At 55.2% G+C, this 21,454-nt stretch carries 21 protein-coding genes; 3 read left to right on the forward strand and 18 right to left on the reverse strand.

Going from position 1 to position 21,454, the window contains the following annotated elements:
- Positions 1-38: 38 nt before the first annotated feature.
- Complete coding sequence (locus BMZ67_RS15030; protein ID WP_092025541.1) at positions 39-608, forward strand: GspH/FimT family pseudopilin; 570 nt, start codon at positions 39-41, stop codon at positions 606-608.
- 63 nt (positions 609-671) lie between these two features.
- Here the strand turns inward: BMZ67_RS15030 and BMZ67_RS15035 are convergent, their stop codons facing one another.
- From BMZ67_RS15035 to murJ, 13 genes are all read right to left on the reverse strand, one after another.
- Complete coding sequence (locus BMZ67_RS15035; protein ID WP_092024208.1) at positions 672-1,133, reverse strand: type IV pilin protein; 462 nt, start codon at positions 1,131-1,133, stop codon at positions 672-674.
- Positions 1,133-4,444 (reverse strand): pilus assembly protein, encoded by a 3,312-nt coding sequence (locus BMZ67_RS15040; protein ID WP_092024211.1) that lies wholly within the window; start codon positions 4,442-4,444, stop codon positions 1,133-1,135. The genes BMZ67_RS15035 and BMZ67_RS15040 overlap by 1 nt, the downstream gene beginning before the upstream one ends.
- A complete protein-coding gene (locus BMZ67_RS15045; RefSeq protein ID WP_139214390.1) occupies positions 4,437-4,838 on the reverse strand; it encodes a hypothetical protein in 402 nt (133 codons plus the stop codon). Before BMZ67_RS15045 ends, BMZ67_RS15040 begins: the two co-directional genes overlap by 8 nt.
- Positions 4,839-4,889: 51 nt before the next feature.
- Positions 4,890-5,375, reverse strand: coding sequence for a PilX N-terminal domain-containing pilus assembly protein (locus BMZ67_RS15050; RefSeq protein ID WP_092024215.1), 486 nt, complete (start codon positions 5,373-5,375; stop codon positions 4,890-4,892).
- A 14-nt stretch (positions 5,376-5,389) separates the two neighbouring features.
- Positions 5,390-6,502, reverse strand: coding sequence for a PilW family protein (locus BMZ67_RS15055; RefSeq protein WP_092024217.1), 1,113 nt, complete (start codon positions 6,500-6,502; stop codon positions 5,390-5,392).
- 8 nt (positions 6,503-6,510) lie between these two features.
- Positions 6,511-7,038 carry a type IV pilus modification protein PilV gene (gene pilV / locus BMZ67_RS15060; RefSeq protein WP_092024219.1) on the reverse strand — a complete coding sequence of 176 codons (528 nt, stop codon included), beginning with the start codon at positions 7,036-7,038 and terminating at the stop codon, positions 6,511-6,513.
- Positions 7,039-7,060: 22 nt separating this feature from the next.
- Entirely contained in the window at positions 7,061-7,660 is a 600-nt protein-coding gene (locus tag BMZ67_RS15065; protein WP_092024221.1) for a GspH/FimT family pseudopilin, read from the reverse strand.
- Between the two features lie 167 nt (positions 7,661-7,827).
- The gene (gene ispH, locus BMZ67_RS15070) at positions 7,828-8,781 is read right to left on the reverse strand and encodes a 4-hydroxy-3-methylbut-2-enyl diphosphate reductase (RefSeq protein WP_092024223.1); all 954 of its coding nucleotides are present in this window, start codon (positions 8,779-8,781) and stop codon (positions 7,828-7,830) included.
- Between the two features lie 35 nt (positions 8,782-8,816).
- Positions 8,817-9,269, reverse strand: coding sequence for an FKBP-type peptidyl-prolyl cis-trans isomerase (gene fkpB / locus BMZ67_RS15075; RefSeq protein WP_092024225.1), 453 nt, complete (start codon positions 9,267-9,269; stop codon positions 8,817-8,819).
- Entirely contained in the window at positions 9,266-9,793 is a 528-nt protein-coding gene (gene lspA / locus BMZ67_RS15080; protein WP_092024227.1) for a signal peptidase II, read from the reverse strand. The genes fkpB and lspA overlap by 4 nt, the downstream gene beginning before the upstream one ends.
- A complete protein-coding gene (gene ileS / locus BMZ67_RS15085; RefSeq protein WP_092024229.1) occupies positions 9,793-12,612 on the reverse strand; it encodes an isoleucine--tRNA ligase in 2,820 nt (939 codons plus the stop codon). Before ileS ends, lspA begins: the two co-directional genes overlap by 1 nt.
- Before the next feature lie 103 nt (positions 12,613-12,715).
- Positions 12,716-13,666, reverse strand: a complete 951-nt coding sequence (gene ribF / locus BMZ67_RS15090) for a bifunctional riboflavin kinase/FAD synthetase (protein WP_092024231.1) — start codon at positions 13,664-13,666, stop codon at positions 12,716-12,718.
- Positions 13,667-13,779: 113 nt separating this feature from the next.
- The gene (gene murJ / locus BMZ67_RS15095; protein ID WP_092024233.1) at positions 13,780-15,363 is read right to left on the reverse strand and encodes a murein biosynthesis integral membrane protein MurJ; all 1,584 of its coding nucleotides are present in this window, start codon (positions 15,361-15,363) and stop codon (positions 13,780-13,782) included.
- A 294-nt stretch (positions 15,364-15,657) separates the two neighbouring features.
- Here murJ and rpsT point away from each other — a divergent pair, with 294 nt between their 5' ends.
- On the forward strand, positions 15,658-15,927 hold the full coding sequence (gene rpsT, locus BMZ67_RS15100) for a 30S ribosomal protein S20 (protein ID WP_092024235.1): 270 nt from the start codon (positions 15,658-15,660) through the stop codon (positions 15,925-15,927).
- A gap of 74 nt (positions 15,928-16,001) precedes the next feature.
- On the opposite strand, the gene proB is transcribed toward rpsT, so the two are convergent.
- From proB to rplU, 4 genes are all read right to left on the reverse strand, one after another.
- On the reverse strand, positions 16,002-17,126 hold the full coding sequence (gene proB / locus BMZ67_RS15105) for a glutamate 5-kinase (protein WP_092024237.1): 1,125 nt from the start codon (positions 17,124-17,126) through the stop codon (positions 16,002-16,004).
- Between the two features lie 10 nt (positions 17,127-17,136).
- Positions 17,137-18,339, reverse strand: coding sequence for an Obg family GTPase CgtA (cgtA, locus tag BMZ67_RS15110; protein ID WP_092024238.1), 1,203 nt, complete (start codon positions 18,337-18,339; stop codon positions 17,137-17,139).
- Between the two features lie 141 nt (positions 18,340-18,480).
- Positions 18,481-18,741: a 50S ribosomal protein L27 gene (rpmA, locus tag BMZ67_RS15115; RefSeq protein WP_092024240.1), complete on the reverse strand. Its 261-nt coding sequence runs from the start codon at positions 18,739-18,741 to the stop codon at positions 18,481-18,483.
- Between the two features lie 36 nt (positions 18,742-18,777).
- Positions 18,778-19,089 carry a 50S ribosomal protein L21 gene (gene rplU, locus BMZ67_RS15120; RefSeq protein ID WP_092024242.1) on the reverse strand — a complete coding sequence of 104 codons (312 nt, stop codon included), beginning with the start codon at positions 19,087-19,089 and terminating at the stop codon, positions 18,778-18,780.
- A 228-nt stretch (positions 19,090-19,317) separates the two neighbouring features.
- On the opposite strand from rplU, the gene ispB reads away from it, so the two are divergent.
- Entirely contained in the window at positions 19,318-20,286 is a 969-nt protein-coding gene (ispB, locus tag BMZ67_RS15125; RefSeq protein ID WP_092024244.1) for an octaprenyl diphosphate synthase, read from the forward strand.
- Between the two features lie 60 nt (positions 20,287-20,346).
- Here the strand turns inward: ispB and BMZ67_RS15130 are convergent, their stop codons facing one another.
- Positions 20,347-21,333, reverse strand: coding sequence for a glutathione S-transferase family protein (locus tag BMZ67_RS15130; RefSeq protein WP_092024246.1), 987 nt, complete (start codon positions 21,331-21,333; stop codon positions 20,347-20,349).
- Positions 21,334-21,454 lie beyond the last annotated feature (121 nt).

Genomic DNA, 21,454 nt, shown 5'->3' on the forward strand with positions numbered 1-21,454 from the left:
CTGTTGAAAAAGATCATTAACTCACGAAGGATTCAAGGATGAACCATTCGACAACCAGCTCCGGGGTTACCCTGGTGGAGCTGCTTATAGCCATAACCATCATTTCTATTGCAACCACCTTCGCCCTTTCTAATTGGTCGCGCTGGATCAATGATGTTCGTCATCGAGCCCAGATCAATGCCTACGCCGAGCTGTTCAACTACGGGCGTTGGATGGCCGCCAGCCAAAACCGGCTGGTTACATTATGCCCGTTAAACGAGGCAAACCACTGCGAAGACGACTGGAACCGGCCTGTATCGGTATTCCCCGACAGCGATAACAACAAGCAGCCGGACAACGGGACGGTATGGCGTATCCTGGAGGCACCTGCGGAACCATTTACGGTACGCTCTCGAACCGGAGGCCGAGGCTATCTGCAATTCTCCGCCTCTGGAATGGTACATGGAGCATCAGGGGGCCTGGTGCTATGCCCGAAGACTGATAGCTCAGGTGGCAAGATGAGTTATCTCGCAATCAATCGCGGGGGAAGGTTCCGCGCCGAACACGATTTGGATGGAGACCGGCACCTAAGGCTCTCATGGGGCACAGATATTTATTGCGCCCCTTAGCTTTAGCATCAGCAATGCCTGTATAGTCGGCTCGCTATACAGGCATTGCCAAACACCAGTGTACTACTTGCCCCAGCGGTTCTCGCCAGTATCAACCACACCGTCATTGTCAGCATCCCACCAGCGAACCCCAGTAGACGAAAGCTGAAGAACGCCATTCCCCGCTTGCCCACCCTTTGGTGTAGCGCGAATGGTGTACGTCGTGGCATTGGTCGGGGCGACAATTCTCAGGTCATAGTACTTGACGCTACCATCCAAAGGCGCTTCATCCGGGTACGTTGCCGGAGCGCCAGTGTCTGCGCCGCCCGTTGCAGCCCCTTCGTACGTGTTGTTCACGGTGAAGTGTCGCTCCATCGCATTGGCCAACCCCATAAGAGCTCCTTGAGCCTCTGACCGTCGGGTTTTTTGGACATGGTCCTGATAATTTGGATAGGCAATCGCAGCCAAGATTCCAACAATCGTCACGACGATCATTAACTCTATCAAAGTGAAGCCTTTATTCTTCAATGCTCCAACTCCTTTCATTATTCTTCATACCAATAGGTTTCAACGACACCTGTGAGCGTATCAACAGGCATACATTCGGCCCCGACACAAACAATGTCTTTACCATCTACCCTCATACGTTGCGGATCTGGCGGCAACCCCAAGGTAGACAGTGCCACTTCCCGGTCAGGCGTGGTTAGCTCATCAGACTCACCAACGCCATCGTAGTTGATCACCGGCTGACCATCTTTCACGTAGATATGATAGAGCCTTGACTGCCCAGCTGACGGGTAACAGGACGTCAGGTTCGGCGACGGCTCATAGGTTGTGATAAAGGTTTGACCATTGACAGTCTGGCTCGTGGAAAGCACCTTTTCCCCATCTCTCACCAAGCGGATATACCAACCATCTGCAGCCGCCAGAGCCGTCTGGGCTGTTGCTACTTCGGCCGCATTACCCTGCCCAATAAGGTTATCTGTCGTATCGTACAGATCCGACTCGGTGAGCTTGGTATAAAGCACCTGAGTCACATCATTCGGGTCTTTCGGCGATTCGGTGACATCAGCGATACGGATCATATAAATCCGATCATCAATGATCTTGTCCAGCGGATGAGCCTGATATCCAGAACCGATAACCATTCCCAGATAGCGGCTTCCACCAACGTTCAAGCCAAACAGATCCGGAGCGTGGTAGAACCGGCGATTCGAGGCAGCATCATCACCCGCGAGATCGGCGATCACTCCTGCGGTGATCAATGATGAGGCCTGATTACCATTAGTGATGTCAAAACGCCAAATCTGACCGCCCATATCACCAACATAGATTTGGTTGGCTAACCGGTCACCACTCACGTCCAGCACTTTCGGCGCGGACGGAATGCTGAAACGCATGTCGGCGAGCTCCAGGTTCGCACCACTACCAGTGGGACCCGCCCACCATAACAGAGCGCCAGTTGTTGCATCCACGATATAGAGTGCCCGCCCAACAGTATCTGCTGTTCTGACGGTTACGTTGTCTTGCTGGTTATCGTAACCACCGGCAAATATCAGCACGTCTTTTACGGCATTCTGAATCTGTATTTTGGTCTTGACCGGTTTGGACCAGGTTTCTCCCAGCTCTGTAAAATCGCCTGCCCCACCTTGGATCTGCCACAGCATAGTTGGGCTGGTACGGTTCGTTACATCCAGCGCATAGTAGCTTCGCCCACCTCTCCTCATACCACCATAGATATAGACATGGTCACCATCATCGGCATTAATCTGGTTGTCGAAGTTTTCGTCGTGACTCCAACTAACGACAGAACCGTCCATGCCATAAATATGTGAAGTAACGTCATCCTGGTTTGCCAGGAGGCCAGCTTGATTGGCTAATAGCTCCGAAGGAATAAAGGAGAAGTAGGAGGCTCCGGTGCCACCATCAATAGCGTGAATAAACCCTTGGTTATCACCGAAGAAAACTGTCGTATCCGGTGCATCTGCAGTACCTCCAAAGATCACCAGATGGGGCACTGAATGCAGTGGGTCAGCGATATACTTGCGGGCATCGCTTGTTAGTGAGTCCCCGTCCTCATCCTCCACATCCAGCCCACGCGTCCAGTTAATGAGCTTTTGATGCTCTGCATCAGTCATGTTCGCGTTGCCAAACATCGTCTTGGTCAAGTTCGATATGTTGGCCACATCGACGGAGTTGGTGGCAGCCGTGAGGTCAGAATTGCCGCCACTGAAATACGTGTAAACGTTCCTCGTACTGTTGTCGTCAGGCTGTTCATTCGAGGCACCGCCCATGGATACATTCGGGCCATCTGCCTCGTCACTCCAGAAACTTTGCGCTGTCCCTTTGAAGAACCCGGTATTGCTTTCCACCGCAGCCAGATCGTTGGCATCATAGACGATGCCATCAGCACCGAGGCGATAGCGCTTGAGGTTTCCATCCCAACGAGTTGCGACATCCGGTTGAAACACAGAGAAGTACAAAGCATCCAAATGGTTCAAACGGTTAAACGTATTTACAGCGACACCAGGCGCGACAAAGGTGGTATTCACCGCCAGAACCTCACGCACAATGTTTTTGAAGGCCGTCTCTAAAGACTCCGTATTATTGGCTGTATAGTATTCACCACCGCCCAGGCTTGCCGCGCCACTCAGCAAAGTAGCGTCAACTTCCTGGTCAAAGCCAACGGTGTATGTTTTTACCGTGATATTTTCGTTAAAACCTGCATCCATACCTGTTGAATACATATAGCCGGCAATCTCATCCAGACAGTTGCCTGAACAGTTGCCAACCACGCCCTGAATCGTAGTTCGGGACGCACCGTCTTCCTCTTCGTTATACGTACCGGACAACCTCGCATCGTAGGTTGGCGTCCCATCAGTCAACAGGATAACGTTGTTGGACTGGCATTCGTATTGGACTGGGCTGATGTAGTTTCCTTCTTCATCAACCGTACCGGTAACTGGGTTAGTATCGAGAAAAGGAGCGTCTCCCTGGAAATAACGACTGGCCCCAAACAGGGTTTCAGACAGAGGCGTCCATGTCTCGTGATCCAGCGCGTTAACCGCTGCCTTGAAAGCCGTACGGTTGTCATCCACATTAGCAATTGGAACCAGTACTCGCCCACCTTGCCTCTGACGGTCGTCAGTATTAAACGCCATCAGGCCGATGTTAACGCCGGAGAGACTATCCGCCATGCCTGCGGCCACGGACTGCATAATCTGCAGTCGGGTGCGCGTTTCCGACACCCGGTGATCCGTAAACCAATTTACGTAATTTGCGGAATAGATATCCGACCGCCCGATATCTGCCCAGTTAATCTCCTGGCTCGAACTCCCCCACTGCCTAGAATGGTTACGGGCATACTTGTCGGCTGCCCCAGAAGTTTCTCCATGAACCCCACGGTCTGCATAACATTCGAGAATATTACCGGTGTCGTCGTAAAAAGCATTCGCAGTCCGCCAGCGCAAGGTATTGGAGCGATTGGAATTTCTCCACATTGCCATCCGGTATTCGGTTACATAACCTGACTGACTCAATCGGGTGAGAAGGTCACTACATTTATTACGGCTTTTTGCTACTGGTACAAGATAATCGTCCCCGTTCCACCTCTCGATAAAGTAGATGTAATCATCGGAGTAATCGCCGGTGTAGCTCTGGGTATTATCGTAGCTTGAGGTAGTTGTGACCTCAGCATCCATGCTTCCGGAATTGTCCAGAACAAACAGGATATTCGGTCTGATTTCTGTTGCATCTGTATTGAAGAAGATTTCAGTATCGTCAGCCTGCAAAGTTCCGCTTAGTCCGGCAAGGGCCAGCAGCCCGCTATAAGCAACCGATTTCAGTTGATTACTCATCACGTTCGCCCCCTGTTACCTCAAAATAACTCACTTTTTCCACCATGCTGGTATCAGCGTCATAGGTGATGGTTGCCGCTCTTTTACCCAACTCCTGGACCACATCCAAACTCAGTCGACGATTTCCCATAAAAAACTGAATATCCCGAGCTGGCAGTAACCGAGCCTGGGTGCATAGACGCTCACTTTCACAGGCATTGACCTGTACGACTTCACCCGCAGAGTTAAAAACCACTTCGACTCTATCTGCTTCGATAGCCCCCTGTTCCAGAATCATCGGTTCCGGCCCCCGCGGCTCTATCAGAACGCTACCAGCCGGAAGTCCTGCATATAGATGCCCGCTATACACCATCGATACCGCAGAAAAAAACGCAATCAGAAAATGCCTACTCATAATGTTCCCCCTAACTTCAAAATACCTACCTGACGGAGGCACTCCGAAAAATCAGTAGTACTCTATTCCCTTGAAAATGGTTGTGGACGCCCCCGTTGCGTTGATTGTAGACGCGCCACTCAATTCAAAGCGGTACCCTTTCAACAACGTTGTACTCTCACTAGCATCCATGGAACTGCCGCTGGAAACTATAATCTCGCCTAGATAACGAGCCTGGTATGTAGAGGCTATATCAGCCCCACCAATGCTGTAAGTTACTGCATCACTCATTTGGTTCTCGGTGCCCATTGCTTGCTGCAAAAGGCTCAGGTTTCCGCCCATTAGGATGTTGGTCAACACTCCCACCGAGCTTTCTGCCGCCTGGAATGTACGGTTGACGTTCTGTGCATTGGCAGCCATTCGCTCCTGCATCAGGGAGGAGTTCATCCCGGCCACTCCCAGTAGCGTAATAACCAGCAAAACAACCAGACTTACAATCAACACAGCCCCTCGCTGGCGCCGGGCAGCAGTTTCAATGAATCTCTTTGTCACTGTCATGCTTCAATTCTCACTCAGTCTCGGATTCGGTTTCGCAGATTAACCGACGTTTCAAAAGTCTTGCGCACCCTTAAATCACCCGCATGTGTCACGGTGGCGCCAGCAGCTCCGGCCGGCGCAATGTTCTGTCCGGGCAATGCGTAGGTCAGGTTGTCGGCAACGTCTCTCGTCCCCTCAGGGTCGCTGATCAGCAACCCAATTTTTACGGCCACCACATTGGCCATATCCAGTCCCACAGTATCCGCAGGAACAAAGCGGATATTATCGGTGGACAATCGTTCTCCATAGAGAATCTGCATGCTGTCAACGCCCTCAACCAATTCGTCCCTGGTGAAGCTTGCCGCTCCAGTGTTAAGCATGTTGTCGGTTTGGCGGTAAAGCGCGTAAATTGGATTTCCGCGAGTATCGTCCCGACCAGTATCAGCCACGTAGTAAACTGTTGAACTGAAACGCATGATTCTCGCGCTGTCGTTATACAGCTGGCTCAGGCGGTTATCGTTATTTGAGTTCGCCCCATTGGCATGCGCCCATGTGCCAGAAGTCGGCTCACTGGTAATCCGAAACAAGTCAGCGTTTTCGCAATCCGAAATTAGTACGATATCGTTCTGCTCAAACAACCCCAGCTCTCCTTCGACCTGAAGGTTGGCATTTGGAACATTCATATTGCCTGTCAATGAGATGGGCACGGTCTCTCCTCGTTGGACCGCGAGCACATCACTTCCCTGGCGGGCACGGGTTTCAATGGCGGTGTCATCAAACTCCGTGCCATCAGCCCAATTACTGTCGTCTACTTCCCAGCCCCGCAAACCTGACTGAGCAAAATCGAGAGTTGGAGGGAACCGCGCAATGATATTCATCCCGATTGACATTGGGTCCGCGCACCCCTGAAAGCCCACCATGCGGATGTCACGAGCCATAATATCCACGCCAATCCGCCCTGACTCTTGGATACGAGCCAAAGATGTACTCACCCGGGATGTCTTATTAGAGTCCAGATAAACTGTCATCACCCCCAAAATCAGTACCGTACTCAGCGCAAGCGCAACCATCAACTCAACCAGCGACAACCCACGCTGGCCAAACTCCCGAGACAACTCGAGGGTGGCAAATCGACGCTCTCTGATCATGACTGCCCTCATATCCTGAATACCACGTCAAATTGCTGTGTCACTAAAGCCTTGGCACCAGCAGCTTCGTCCCACTGAGTTTCCTGCCAACTCACAGACACGGTGATGTTTCCAGAAGAGTCAGCTCCGATGGTGCCTACACCACTGGGCAGCAAAGCACTTCCATTCCCGATGCCTTGTATTTCCCGCGTCCACTCGGCCTTATCCAGAGTGACGCGGTCTGCGGCTGTGCAGCCGGTCGCGGCTGTCACACACGTCGGCAAAGAGGTAATCGCCCCATTTCCTGCTGTGGAATAGCCCGAATACATACCCACCCGGGCCTGGCCCCGGTTCAAGCGGATTCGATCTGCCATGTCATAGGCCAATATACTCGCCTGAGTACGAAGGTAGGCACTCTGGTTGTTACGCAGACCATCCATCATCAACCCGGCCAAACCCAACAGTCCGACAGCCAGAATGACCAGCGTCACTAAAAGTTCAATCAAACTGAAACCTGCTTGATCATTTCCCGCTCTTTTGCCCAGACTCTTTTTCATTCTCACCTTTCCCCCGCTCCCGTTATGGGCAGGAAACGTTGTTACCAGCATGATTGTTGGGAATTCCATCCCCGTTGGTATCCCGCGCCAGACGCGTCTGACCAGACTCCATAACGACAACATTTCTGGACACTTCAGCGCCACGGCTATCACATAATGTAAATGTGCCTGAAGCCCCTGCACCTAACGAGGGAGGAACGGGTTCCCCATTCCCGAAAAACTGGACATAGTTGGTATTGGTTAGTCCCGACACTCTCAGAGTGTTCCCCCCGCTAATTGGTCCCGCCGTATACAGCACTGCATCACCGTCGCCAGCGTCGACGACCCGGTCGCCATCTATATCAACGAAGATAACCCAGCCCTGCTCCCAATTTGCGGATGCAGCACAGGTCGCTAAATCTGCGGACGGACAGGTTGTAATGACAACATTTGGCCGTTTAGCGGCTTCACTGCGAGCAAAACTCACCAAACTGGTGACCAGGTTGATCTGAGAAGCCATTCTATTGTTCTGAATCATCTGCCGGAACGAAGGCACAGCAAGCGAAACAGCAACAGCAAGAACAAACAGAGCAGTAAGAAGCTCAATAACCGTAAATCCGGCATTTTTTTTGACAGTCAACATAGCCCACTTCCATTCTGACGTATTTGAAGGCTACCCAAGAAATGAGCGCCGAGCCACTGAAGCTGGATGAGCGGCAAAACAAAAGGGACAAACGGCCTTAGAAACAACAAAGCGTGACATTAGTCACGCTTTGTTGTGTTACGAGGAATCAACTCCAAGGGCGGCGATCAGTCGATGGAGACCGCCTCAATCCTCAATTCCTTCGGCATGGAAAACACCACATTCTCCTCACGTCCGGCAACTTCCTGGGGTTCGTCGCCACCCAACTCTTTCAGGCGCTTAACCACATCCGCAACGAGCACTTCCGGCGCGGAGGCTCCGGCGGTAATGCCCACTGCGGTTTTACCGGCTAACCATTCAGGCTCAATCTGTTCGGCATTATCGATGAGGTGAGCGGTGGTTCCCATGCGCTCGGCCAATTCCCGCAGACGGTTGGAGTTGGAGGAGTTGGGAGAGCCCACGACGAGCATCAGATCGCAGTCCCCTGCCAGCTGTTTGACGGCATCCTGGCGATTCTGGGTGGCGTAGCAGATGTCATCCTTTCGCGGGCCCTGAATTTGAGGAAAATGGCGACGGAGTGCATCAATTACCTTAGCGGTGTCGTCCATGGAAAGCGTCGTCTGGGTAACATACGCCAGGCGTGAGGGATCTTTGACCTGCAACTTCGCAACATCCACCTCATCTTCCACCAGGTACATGTCACCACCGCTGCTGTGGTCGTACTGCCCCATAGTGCCTTCCACCTCCGGATGACCGTGATGACCAATCAGCACACACTCCCGGCCATCCCGGCTGTATCGCACAACTTCCATATGGACCTTGGTCACCAGCGGGCAGGTCGCATCAAACACTTTCAAGCCACGTCGGGCGGCCTCATTCTGCACCGCCTGCGACACACCGTGGGCACTGAAAATCACCAGATGGTCATCCGGAACCTCATCCAGCTCATCGACAAAGACAGCGCCACGCTCCCGCAAGTTGTCGACAACAAATTTGTTGTGGACAACTTCATGACGCACATAAATCGGCGCCCCAAAAACATCCAGGGCACGATTAACGATTTCGATGGCTCTATCCACACCGGCACAGAAACCACGGGGGTTGGCGAGACGAATCTGCATTCTGAAGTCCTGCTTTAACGGATCTGGATAGGCAATCAGTGAGTCGGCCCGGCGGGCTCTACATCAATGATCTGCACTTCAAAGATCAGTGTACGCCCGGCCAGCGGGTGGTTGAAGTCGACCGTCACTTCGTCGCCCTCTACTTTACTGACAACACCTGGAAGCTCAGTCTGACGAGCGTCGGCGAACGAAATCATCACACCGGGCTCAAGCACCATGTCCGCGCTGAATTCTGAACGTTTGAAGACCTGTACATTGTTCGGGTTCGACTGACCAAAGCCCTCTTCCGGCGGGATTTCATAGCTCGCCTGCTCACCGGCCTTCATCCCCATCAGATAGGCTTCGAAGCTCTCTGGCAGGTTCTCGTCACCGATACTCAGGCTGGCCGGCTCTTTTTCAAAGGTGGTGTCAACAACCTGGCCATCGTTCAGTTTGAGGGCAAAATGCAGGGTAACGCGAGTTCCCTTGTCCACGGGCAGCTCATTCATTTAGGGTCACTACTCCTTCCGGCATCTTCGGATGGTTTACGAAACATATCGAGGATCAGCATCCCCGCACCAATGGTGATAGCGGTATCGGCCAGGTTAAAGGCAGGGAAATGATAGTCCTGCCAATAGAAGTGCAGAAAGTCTACAACATAGCCGTGAACGACCCTGTCATAGACATTCCCCAGAGCCCCCCCGAGAATCAGGCAGATAGCAATGGCCGTCCAGGTTTCATGGCGCCCCAGTCCACGCAGCCACCCCACCAGCACTACACTCACCACCAGCGCCAGAATCACAAAAAACCAACGCTGCCAGCCCGCTGCATCCGCCAGGAAACTGAACGCCGCACCCGTGTTATGCAACAGGGTGAAGTTGAACAGGGGCATGACCGGCACCGGCACCCCATAGGTCAACGCTGCACTGGCAATCGCCTTCGTTCCCAAATCCAATGCAATCACAAATACCGCCAGCCACAACCAGCGCAACTTTGAGCCTGCAACGCCTTGGTCAGTCATAACAGCATCCATCAGGCGTACGAGCGGGCTTCGCCCGGCCCTTCCACATTGGTCACACAGCGACCACAGAGGTCGGCGTACTGCTCATTCGCACCAACATCTTCACGGTGATGCCAGCAGCGCTCGCACTTGCTGTGCCCGGTGGCCTTAACCTTCACCAGCAAGCCTTCATGGTTTGACTGCTCGGCACCGTCCGCCTCTGACACAGGCTTGACCGTCGCCTCGGAGGTGATCAGCACAAAGCGAAGCTCGTCACCCAGTCGCTTGAGATCCTCAGCCAACTGCCCTTCGCAATACAGGGTCACTTCCGCACTCAGGGAACCCTTGATCTCTCCTCGGGCACGAACGTCCTCCAGGCATTTGTTAACGGCTTCCTTAACGCTGTAGATTTCACGCCAGTAATCACGACCAAACTCTTCCGAATCCGGCAGCGCCGTCAAACCCTCATACCAGGTTTCATAGAACACAGTATCGCCGCGTTCACCCGGCAAATGCTGCCAGATCTCATCCGCGGTAAAGCTGAGGATCGGGGCAATCCAGCGAACCAGCGCTTCTGCCACATGGTACATAGCCGTCTGGCAGGAGCGGCGAGCCAGGCTGTCCGCCTGAGTGGTGTACTGTCGATCCTTGATGATGTCGAGGTAGAAGCCACCCAGGGTTGCCTCACAGAAGCTATAGACCTTCTGGAAGATCCTCAGGAAAGCATAGTTCTGGTAATCCTCGTTCAGCTCCTGCTGCAGTTGCAGGGCACGGTCAACCATCCAGCGATCCAGCGCGATCATATCGTCTGCCGCCACCAGGTGCTCGCTCGGCTCGAAGCCATTGAGGTTGCTCAACAGGAAGCGGGCGGTGTTACGGATTCGGCGATAACCATCAGCGGTCTGCCGCAGGATGTCCTTCGACACCGTCATTTCGCCACTGTAATCCGTCGCGGCGACCCACAGCCGCAGGATGTCCGCACCAAGTTCGTTCATGACTTCCTGAGGCGCAATCACGTTGCCCAGGGACTTGGACATCTTGCGCCCCTGCCCATCGACCGTGAAGCCGTGAGTCAGCACCTGCCGATACGGCGCCACACCGTTCATGGCGATGGAGGTCTTCAGTGACGACTGGAACCAGCCACGGTGCTGGTCCGAACCTTCCAGGTACAGGTCCGCAGGGAACTGCCCCAGTTCCGGGCGAGGCCTCAGAACTGAGTCGTGGGTAACACCGGAGTCAAACCAGACATCCAGGGTATCCAGCACTTTCTCATACTGGTCGGCCTCAGCACCCAGCAGCTCAGCCGCATCAAGGTCGTACCAGGCATCAATACCACCCTTGTCGATTTCTTTGGCCACCGCTTCAATCAGGTTTGCAGTGTCAGGGTGCAGCTCCTGGGTTTCCTTGTGGATGAACAGGGTGATCGGCACCCCCCAGGTCCGCTGACGGGAGATACACCAGTCCGGCGACTGCTCGAACATGGCTTCAATACGATTCTGTCCCCAGGCAGGCACCCAACGCACACCTTTGATGGCTTCCAGGGCATCTGCACGAAGGTTTTCTTTCTCCATGCTGATAAACCACTGCGGCGTAGCCCGGTAGATCAACGGGGTTTTGGTCCGCCAGCAATGGGGATAGCTGTGACGGAACTTTTCAGTGAAGACCAGTTTGCCTTCACGGGTCAGCGCCTCACAGACCGGCTCATCAGCCTTGTAGACGTGAATACCGGCGAACTCTCCGGCAGCAGAGGTGTAGGTACCATCAGCCTGAACAAGATTCAGGGTACCAATACCGTAGTGCTGACCGACCACAAAGTCTTCCATCCCGTGATCCGGCGCGGTATGAACTGCGCCGGTACCCGCATCGGTAGAGACATGATCACCAAGAACCACCGGCACCTGCTTGTCAAAGAACGGATGCCGCAGAGCCACGTGCTCCAGCTCGTTGCCGCGACAGGTCGCCAGTACTTCATAGTTTTCCAGAGACCAGCGCGCCATGATGCCTTCAACCATGTCGGCCGCCAGGATCATTCGCTCTGGGCCATTACCGGCATCCACCTGCACCAGGGCGTAGTCCAGGTCGGCATTCAATGACACCGCCTGGTTGGCTGGGATGGTCCAGGGAGTAGTTGTCCAGATCACGATGGACACATCACCTTCACCGCCTTCGGTGCCAAATACACCCAAGACCTTGTCCTGATCCACAACGGTGAAACGGACATCGATCTGAGTCGAGGTCTTGTCCTGATACTCTACTTCCGCTTCCGCCAGCGCCGACTGACCGACCACACTCCAGTACACCGGCTTGTAGCCGCGCACCAGATGGCCCTTGGCCACAATTTTGCCCAGCGCCCGGACGATGCCAGCTTCAACTTTGGGGTCCATGGTCAGGTAGGGCTTATCCCATTCCCCCATGACACCCAGGCGTATAAAGTCCGCCTTCTGTCCCGCCACCTGCTTTGCCGCGTAATCCCGGCAGGCCTGGCGGAAGGTTTTGTAGTCCACTTTGACCCCGGCCTTACCGATGTCCTGCTCAACCTTATGCTCGATCGGCAACCCGTGGCAGTCCCAACCCGGCACGTAGGGCGCATCGTAGCCCATGAAACTGCGGGACTTCACAATCATGTCCTTGAGAATCTTGTTAACCGCGTGACCGATGTGGATGCTGCCGTTGGCATAGGGAGGGCCATCATGCAGGATAAACTTGTCACGGCCTTCGCGCTGCTTTCGCAGGTTGCCGTAGACATCCAGCTCCTGCCAGCGCTTGAGCATTTCCGGCTCACGGTTGGCCAGGTTGCCGCGCATCGGGAAGGCGGTTTCAGGCAGATTCAGGGTATGCTTGTAGTCGCTCATGGTTACCTGTGGGTACTTTTTACGGTTAAGTACATGTCGATTTAGTACAACTTACGTTAGGTACAACGCACGTGGTTAAGTACTGACGTCTTCAATCGTTGGGTTAGTGTTCAGCCAGCCAAAGTCGGGCGTTGTCAAAATCCCGGGCGATCTGAACTTTCAGGGCATCGACAGACGAAAACTTCTCTTCGTTTCGCAACGGATGGCGGAAGGTCACCCTTATACGCTGGCCATACAGTGTGCCAGCAAAGTCAAACAGGTGCACTTCCAGTGACGGCTGACGACCGTCCACGGTGGGGCGCAAGCCGATATTGGCGACGCCATCACAAACCCGGCCATCGGGAAGGTCCGCCTGGATCACATAGACGCCCTGAAGCGGCGCCAGACGCTTGAGGCGAATATTAGCGGTAGGCGCGCCAATTTCCCGACCAAGCTGCCGCCCATAGGTGACCTTGCCAGCAATGGCATAGGGCCGCCCCAACAGCGCTTCGGCCAAGTCCAGCTGGTTGTGGGTCAACGCCTCCCGGACCGCGGTACTGCTGACCCGCTCGCCAGCCACGGTGATCGTGCGGGTATTCTCAACGGAGAATCCTTTCGCCTCACCGACCCTGTTTAACAGCTCAAAATCGCCGGATCGGTCACAACCGAAACGAAAATCATCACCGACAACCAGGTGGCGTACGTTCAGCCCCTGAACCAGCAAATCATCGATAAAGCCCATCGCCGAGTAACTGCGAAACTGCTCATCAAAGCGAAGGCACAGCACGACATCAATACCGGCATTGAGAAGCAAGCAACACTTCTCACGAAACCCAGTCAGCCGCGGAGGCGCCTGATCACCTTGAAAAAACTCCCGGGGCTGAGGCTCAAACACCATGGCCACCGCGGGCACACCCAACGCACGGGCTTTCTCCCGCACCTGATTAATAATGGCTTGGTGTCCCAAGTGGACACCATCAAAGTTGCCGATGGTTGCCACACAGCCATCGGCCAACGGAGACGCCGCATTCCGAGACAACAATTGCAGGCTGGTCAGCCCTCGAATCAGCCGCATTCAGTGCGCACCCTTGGATCACATGTCTTCCAACAACACCCCACCGGTAGAGCGCTGCGGTTATCAACAGGCCAGCACACAAAGCGGCTGGCGAGAAAACGAGCGATTATAACCTACCTGTGGCGAAAATGTCTTACCCGCACCCCAACCGCCGCCAGCACCAGGAAATAGGCAACCACCCCCGCCCCTACAAGCACAGCCATACTGGCGGCGCGCTCCAGCCCCGCCATCACGAGCCATTCACTCGTTGGCTGGCCTAGCCAAAGAATCACAGTCGCCAGGGCACCATTGGCTGCAGTTAGCTGAAACAGGAACCGCCCCCATCCAGGCTGCCCTTTCCAGGCACCATCCTTCCTTAGTCCACGCCAAAGCAGAAAGGCGTTGAGCCAGGCCGACAGCGACGTCGCAAGCGCCAGGCCCACATGGGCCAGTGGCCAGATCAGCACCAGGTTGAACACCATGTTCGCCACCATGGCGATCACCCCGATTTTTACGGGTGTACGGGTATCCTGGCGGGCAAAGAAACCCGGCGCCAACACCTTGATCAGCATGAACGCCAGCAATCCCATGGAATAGGCACGCAGGCTGCCACCGGCCATCATCACGTCGCGATCAGTGACCTCACCGTAATGGAACAGCGTCGCAATCAACGGCTCAGCCAGCAGTGCGAGCGCCACGGCCGCTGGCACACCGATAAGTAACACAGCCCGTACGGCCCAATCCAACGTATGGGCAAACTGGTCCACCGACTCTGCCGCGTGCTTGCGGGAAAGGCTTGGCAGGATCACGGTCGCAATGGCTATCCCGAACACCCCCAACGGCAACTCAGACAGCCGGTCGGAGTAGTACAGCCACGACACCGACCCCGTTTGCAGCATAGAGGCCAGAACAGTGTCCAGGAGCAGGTTGATCTGACTGACCGACACCCCAAACAGTGCCGGCGCCATCAACTTCAGTATCCGCCGCACACCCTCGTGGCGATAATCCACTTTCGGCCTCGGCAACAGGCCCAGGCGCATCAGGAAGGGCAATTGGAAAAACAGCTGCAGGGCACCCGCGATAAACACCCCCCAGGCTAACGCAAGCACAGGGGATTCCATCAACGGGGACAGGAAAATTGCGGCCCCAATCATCGACAGGTTGAGCAATACTGGCGTAAAGGCCGGCACGGCAAAGCGGTCATAGCTGTTGAGAATCGCGCCGGCAAAGGCGGTCAACGAAATAAGGAGCAAATAAGGAAAGGTGATTCGCAGCATGTCGCTGGCCAGACCGAACTTCACCGGTTCATCAAGAAAGCCTGGCGCAAAGACTGCCGTCAAGGCCGGAGCCCCAACGACGGCGACCAACGTCACCCCGAGCAACACCAAACCGAGCGTCCCGGACACCGCGTTGACCAGCTTCCGAACGTCAGAGACCGAGCCGGTCTCACGGTACGAGGACAGCACCGGAACGAAAGCCTGCGAAAAAGCGCCTTCTGCAAACAGGCGACGCAGGAAATTGGGGATTTTGAAGGCGACGAAAAACGCGTCCGCACCGGCACCCGCACCAAAATAGCGCGCAATCACCATATCCCTGACCAGCCCCAGCACTCGGGACAGCATGGTCATCATGCCAACCACCGCCGATGAGCGAAGCAGACCTGGCGCTTTACGGGCGCTCGGGGGCGATGATTCTGGTTGCGGCGAGTCAGCGCTCATTCAGGTCACGGTCCTTTTACGTACGGTCACGGATCAGCGAACTCTGGAGCAAGCTCTTCGGTTCGCCCCGGCATTTCGGAAATCCACTAAAGACCCCTCTACCCGGATATAACGAGCGGCGAGTTTATCACAGCACCTTCTGAATACGGCATGAATTCAGCGACAGCCTTGACTTTTTGGGGCGTTGGCGGCATAGTTCCGCGTCATTTATTTCGACGCGCTGTTTGTTTGGCGCGCACGCGATTTCTTACAAATCGTTTCAGCAACGAATAGCAGATTTTCAGGAGTTACACGGTGGCAAATTCCCCACAAGCCAAAAAGCGCGCACGTCAGAACGAAAAGAACCGCAAGCATAACGCCAGCCTGCGTTCCATGGCGCGCACTTACCTCAAGAAAGTAAATGCCCAGATCGAAGCCGGCAGCTACGAAGGTGCTCAGGAAGCCCTGAAGACCGCTCAGCCGATCATCGACAGCATGGTCAACAAGGGCATCTTCGCCAAGAACAAGGTTGCTCGCCACAAGAGCCGCCTGAATGCCAAGATCAAGGCCCTGAAAAGCGCCTAATTCTGGCTAGCACAAAAAAACCGGCGAAAGCCGGTTTTTTTGTGCCTACAGGAAACCCGCCGAGCGGCGAAGCGTCAAACAATCACCATATTATCCCGGTGAATGATTTCCTCATCCGAGATATAACCCAGCAACTCCTGAATCCGATCACTGGAACGACCAGCAATCGCTCTCGCCTCATCCGAACCGTAGTTCACCAGGCCACGAGCCACTTCGCGCCCACCCTCATCAACACAAGACACCATCTCACCGCGACGGAACTGACCGCTCACACCCTTAACCCCAACGGGCAACAGGCTGCGTCCGCCCCGGCACAAGACCTTCACCGCCCCCGCATCCAGCGTTAGCACACCACGGGTCTTCAGGTGACTGGCCAACCACTGCTTACGGGCCGCGATACGACCCTGCTCGGGAAGCAGCAGGGTGCCAAGCAATTCCCCACCAACCAGTCGCGACACCACGCCTTCAATTCGCCCACCCACAATCACCGTGAAGGCACCGGACCGAGCCGCCAGACGAGCTGCCCTGACCTTCGTCAGCATGCCACCACGACCCAAAACCCCGGCACCACCAGCAGCCATGACATCCAATTCAGGATCCCCAGCCTTGCGCTCCAGCACCAAGCTTGCATCAGGATTCTTGCGTGGATCTTGATCAAACAACCCCAGCTGATCCGTCAGAATGATCAGACCGTCGGCCTCGATCAGGTTCGCAACCAAGGCCCCCAGCGTGTCGTTATCACCAAAGCGGATTTCGTCGGTCACCACCGTGTCATTCTCATTCACAATGGGAATAACACCGTAATCCAGCAACGTCCGCAGAGTGCTTCGCGCATTCAGGTAACGTTTACGGTCTGACAGATCATCATGAGTCAGAAGAATCTGGGCCGCATGACGCCCATGGCGCCGAAACTGATCCTGCCAAGTCTGCACCAACCCCATCTGCCCCACAGCTGCAGCCGCCTGAAGCTCATGCAGCTGCTCGGGACGACTCCGCCACCCCAGCCGACTCATCCCCTCCGCCACAGAGCCGGAGGAAACCACCACCACCTCAACTCCCGCGGCAATCAGGGCGGAAATCTGGTCTACCCAGCGACCAAGCGCGTCAACATCGAGCCCCTGCCCATCATTCGTCAGCAGGGCACTACCAATCTTGACCACCAGGCGTCGGGCCTGAGACAGCTGGGAACGTTCACTCATGGGGATCTAATTACTCCGGTGCATACACCACTTCGACGTCATAATCGTCTTCATCGTCGTCGAAATCGTCGTCATCATCGTTATTCTTACGTGCCGCCCGACGAGCTGCGCGGTCAGCCTCAATCCGAGCCCGCGCCTCCTCATCCATACGTACTCGACGCGCACGCTCCTGCTCCGCCGCCTCGGGGTCCTGAGCCTCTTCCTCGGCCCGCTGCTCAATCCAGCGCATAACCGCCTGAACCAACGGTTTTGTCCCCTCGCCACTGAGCGCCGAAATACGGAAAACCGGCCCAGTCCAGTTGAGTTCGTCAATAATGGCCTGACAGTGCGCCTCGCGATCCTCTTCAGCCACCATATCGACCTTGTTCAACACCAACCACCGATCACGTCCGGCCAGCGTCTCACTGAACTTTTCCAGCTCATGAGCAATTGCCCTGACGTTGTCGGCCGGCGAGGAGCTGTCATAGGGGGCGACATCGACCAGATGCAACAGCAAACGAGTACGCACCAGATGCTTGAGGAAACGGATTCCGAGACCAGCCCCCTCAGCCGCACCTTCGATCAAACCAGGAATATCCGCAATCACAAAACTCTGGTGCGCCTGAACACTTACTACCCCGAGATTGGGAACCAGGGTGGTAAACGGATAATTCGCCACTTTCGGCTTGGCCGCTGACACCGCACGAATAAAGGTCGACTTACCCGCATTCGGCAAGCCGAGCAGACCCACATCCGCGAGCACTTTCAATTCCAGCCGCAAATTACGAGCTTCACCCTCGGAACCCGGCGAAGTCTGCCGCGGCGCCCGGTTCACCGAAGACTTGAAACGGGTATTCCCAAGTCCGTGAAAGCCCCCCTGGGCCACCTTGAGCTTCTGCCCTTCAGCGGTCAAATCCCCCAGCACCTCGTCGGTATCCATATCGACCACTGTCGTGCCTACAGGCACCGGCAGAAACAGATCCTCGCCCTTGCTACCGGAACAGTTACGACCAGCGCCAGGCTCACCATTCTGCGCCCGGAACTTACGCTGAAAGCGATAGTCGATCAGAGTATTCAGGGAACTGTCGGCTTGCAAATACACCGACCCACCGTCACCACCATCACCCCCATCGGGCCCACCCTTCGGGACGTACTTTTCCCGCCGGAAACTGAGGCAACCATGCCCGCCTTTTCCTGCTTCAACAATGATGGTGGCTTCGTCTACAAATTTCATGCTTCAACCCTTGGCGCTCACTGCGCTCAAACTAAAAAGCCCCGCAGCCTCTAAGAAGCATTGCGGGGCTCCGGATTGCTCTGACAGACCAAATCTTATCAGAGCAATCCCCGGCTCTACAGAACCTGAGATCGCCGCGGCTTAGGCAGCCGGAACGATGCTCACAAACTTACGGTTCTGAGGACCTTTGGTCTCGAACTTGACCTGACCGTCTGCTTTTGCAAACAGTGTGTGGTCTTTGCCCAGGCCTACGTTGCTGCCGGCGTGAAAACGGGTGCCACGCTGACGAACGATGATGCTGCCTGCAGAAACAGTCTCACCACCGAAGCGCTTGACACCAAGTCGTTTAGACTCGGAATCGCGACCGTTACGGGTACTACCTGCTGCCTTTTTATGAGCCATTGCTAGCCTCCTGTTACTGGGACCTGTTTAAGAGCCTTAGCCCTTAATGCCCGTGATCTTGACTTCAGTAAACCACTGACGGTGGCCCTGACGCTTCATGTGATGCTTACGACGACGGAACTTGATGATCTGAACCTTGTCGTGACGACCGTGGCTAACCACTTCAGCGGTAACCTTGGCACCGTCAACAACCGGAGCGCCAACCTGAATGTTGTCGCCATCAGCAATCAGAAGAACGCGGTCGAATTCAACATTGCCACCGGTTTCCACTTCCAGCTTTTCCAGCTTCAGGGTTTCGCCTTCTTTCACACGGTGCTGCTTACCACCGCTAACAATTACTGCGTACATGGATAATCTCCGCTATGGACCCATCCCTGCTCTTATCCACCTGGTTCTAAGGGAAGCGCTCTGGCAACCCTATAGCAGGGAGCGCAGGTTGGGATGAGTTGGGGCGCGAATTGTACGAAAACCGCCCACGTATTACAAGCGCGCCTTCAGCCCATGTTGACACCTACCCCGCCAATACCTAGCATTGCGGCGTCCCGCCTTACTTTTCAACAGACCGGAACCGCCCGCATGACAGCGCAGCGCATTTACGACACCGTCGCGGAAGACTTCAGCCGCGTCAATAAGCTTATTATCCGCCGACTTTCTTCCGATGTCCCTCTGGTCGAGAAAATCGCCCATTACATCATCGAAAGCGGTGGCAAACGACTGCGCCCACTACTGGTTCTGCTCAGCGCCAAAGCATTGGGCTATGACCGGGATGATCATCTGAAACTGGCGGCGGTGATTGAGTTTCTTCATACCGCAACCCTGCTTCACGACGATGTGGTCGATACTTCGGATCTCCGCCGCGGCCGCTCCACCGCAAACGCCAAGTGGGGTAACGCCCCCAGCGTGCTGGTAGGGGATTTCCTCTACGCCCGCGCCTTTGAAATGATGGTTGAACTGAAAAGCCTGCCCATCATGGAGGTTCTGTCCCACGCCACCGCCGTCATTGCCCAGGGTGAAGTACTGCAGCTGATGAACGTTCGCAACCCGGACGTCAGCGAAGCCCAGTATATGGAAGTGATTCACAACAAGACCGCGAAACTGTTTGAGGCCTCGTCCCATGCCGGCGCCCTGCTCTGCGGCGCCGAAGCATCCCAGGAAACAGCGCTGCGCGATTACGGCAAGCATCTGGGCATGGCGTTCCAGCTGGTGGATGATGTCCTGGATTACCGGGGTGATGCTGAGACCATGGGCAAGAACGTTGGCGACGACCTGGCAGAAGGCAAACCAACCCTGCCGCTGATTCACGCCATGGCAAACAGCAGCGAGAAAGAAAGCAGCCTCATCCGCCAGGCAATTCGCAAAGGCGGGCTGGAGCAGCTGGAGCAGATTGTCTCGATTGTCGACCGCTCAGGCGCCCTGGAATACACCATGGACCGCGCACGGGAGGAAGCAACCAAGGCAAAAGACTGCCTTCAGTACCTCCCCTCCAGCCCCTCAAGAGAAGCCCTCGAACTGCTGACAGAGATCGCGGTGGCCCGGGTCAACTGACCCAGGGCCCCTCAATTCCATTCCCCCCGACACCCCAGAACACCGGCACAACACCCCGACTCAAACAAAGTCTGCGCCAAGCGCACCGCGCCCATGGGACGCCATAAAGTCCAGTTCTGGCCCCACAGGTACAATCTGTGTCGGGTTAATGCTTCGCTGACTGACGTAGTAATGCTGCTTGATCTGATCAAGATCGACGGTTTCGGCCACGCCCGGCACTTGGTAGAGGTCGCGAAGGTAGCCAGAGAGGTTCGGGTAGTCCCTGATTTGGCGCCGATTGCATTTGAAGTGACTGTAATAGACAGCGTCGAATCGGACCAAGGTGGTAAACAACCGCCAATCAGCCTCGGTTAGCCGGTTCCCAACCAGGTAGCGCTGCCCGGCAAGGCGCTCGTCCAACCAGTCCATGCATTCAAACAACGCCCCGAACGCCTGCTCATAAGCAGCCTGACTCGTTGCAAATCCGGTGCGATAGACCCCGTTATTTACAGCCTCATAGACACCGCTGTTTACCTCATCAATCTCTTGCTGCAGTTCAGCCGGATAGAAATCCCGGTCACCACGAACACCATCGAGACCGTCAAACGCCTGATTCAGCATGCGAATGATGTCGGCAGACTCATTGTTCACGATAGTCTCAAGCTTCTTGTCCCAAAGCACCGGCACCGTTACCCGGCCACTGTATGTTCGGTCAACCCGGGTATAGAGCTGGTGCAGGTAGCTCAGGCTGTACAGGTCATCACGATAACGGCTATCTGTCGGCACAAACTGCCAGCCCTGTTCGAGCATGTCCGGGTGCACCACCGAGACCGTAATATGCTTGTCCAGCCCCTTCAGGCTGCGGATGATCAGGGTGCGATGAGCCCAGGGGCACGCCATGGAGACATACAGGTGATAGCGTCCAGACTCGGCTTTGAAGCCCCCGCTACTGTCGCCATCTGGCGTGATCCAGCGGCGGTAACGAGATGCCTCACGTTCGAAGCTTCCACCGGTTTTCGCGGTATCGTACCAGCGATCATGCCAACACCCATCTACCAACACCCCCATAACGCTCTCCCCGTCCGGATAATTTCAGACAATTCACCCATTAATGAGAAGACAGAATAACCAGCGGCCTGATACGCTCTCAAACAATCAATTTTGGCCAACATCGTCAGATAAACTGAAC

Source organism: Marinobacter zhejiangensis, from assembly GCF_900114775.1.
Classification (GTDB): Bacteria; Pseudomonadota; Gammaproteobacteria; order Pseudomonadales; family Oleiphilaceae; genus Marinobacter; species Marinobacter zhejiangensis.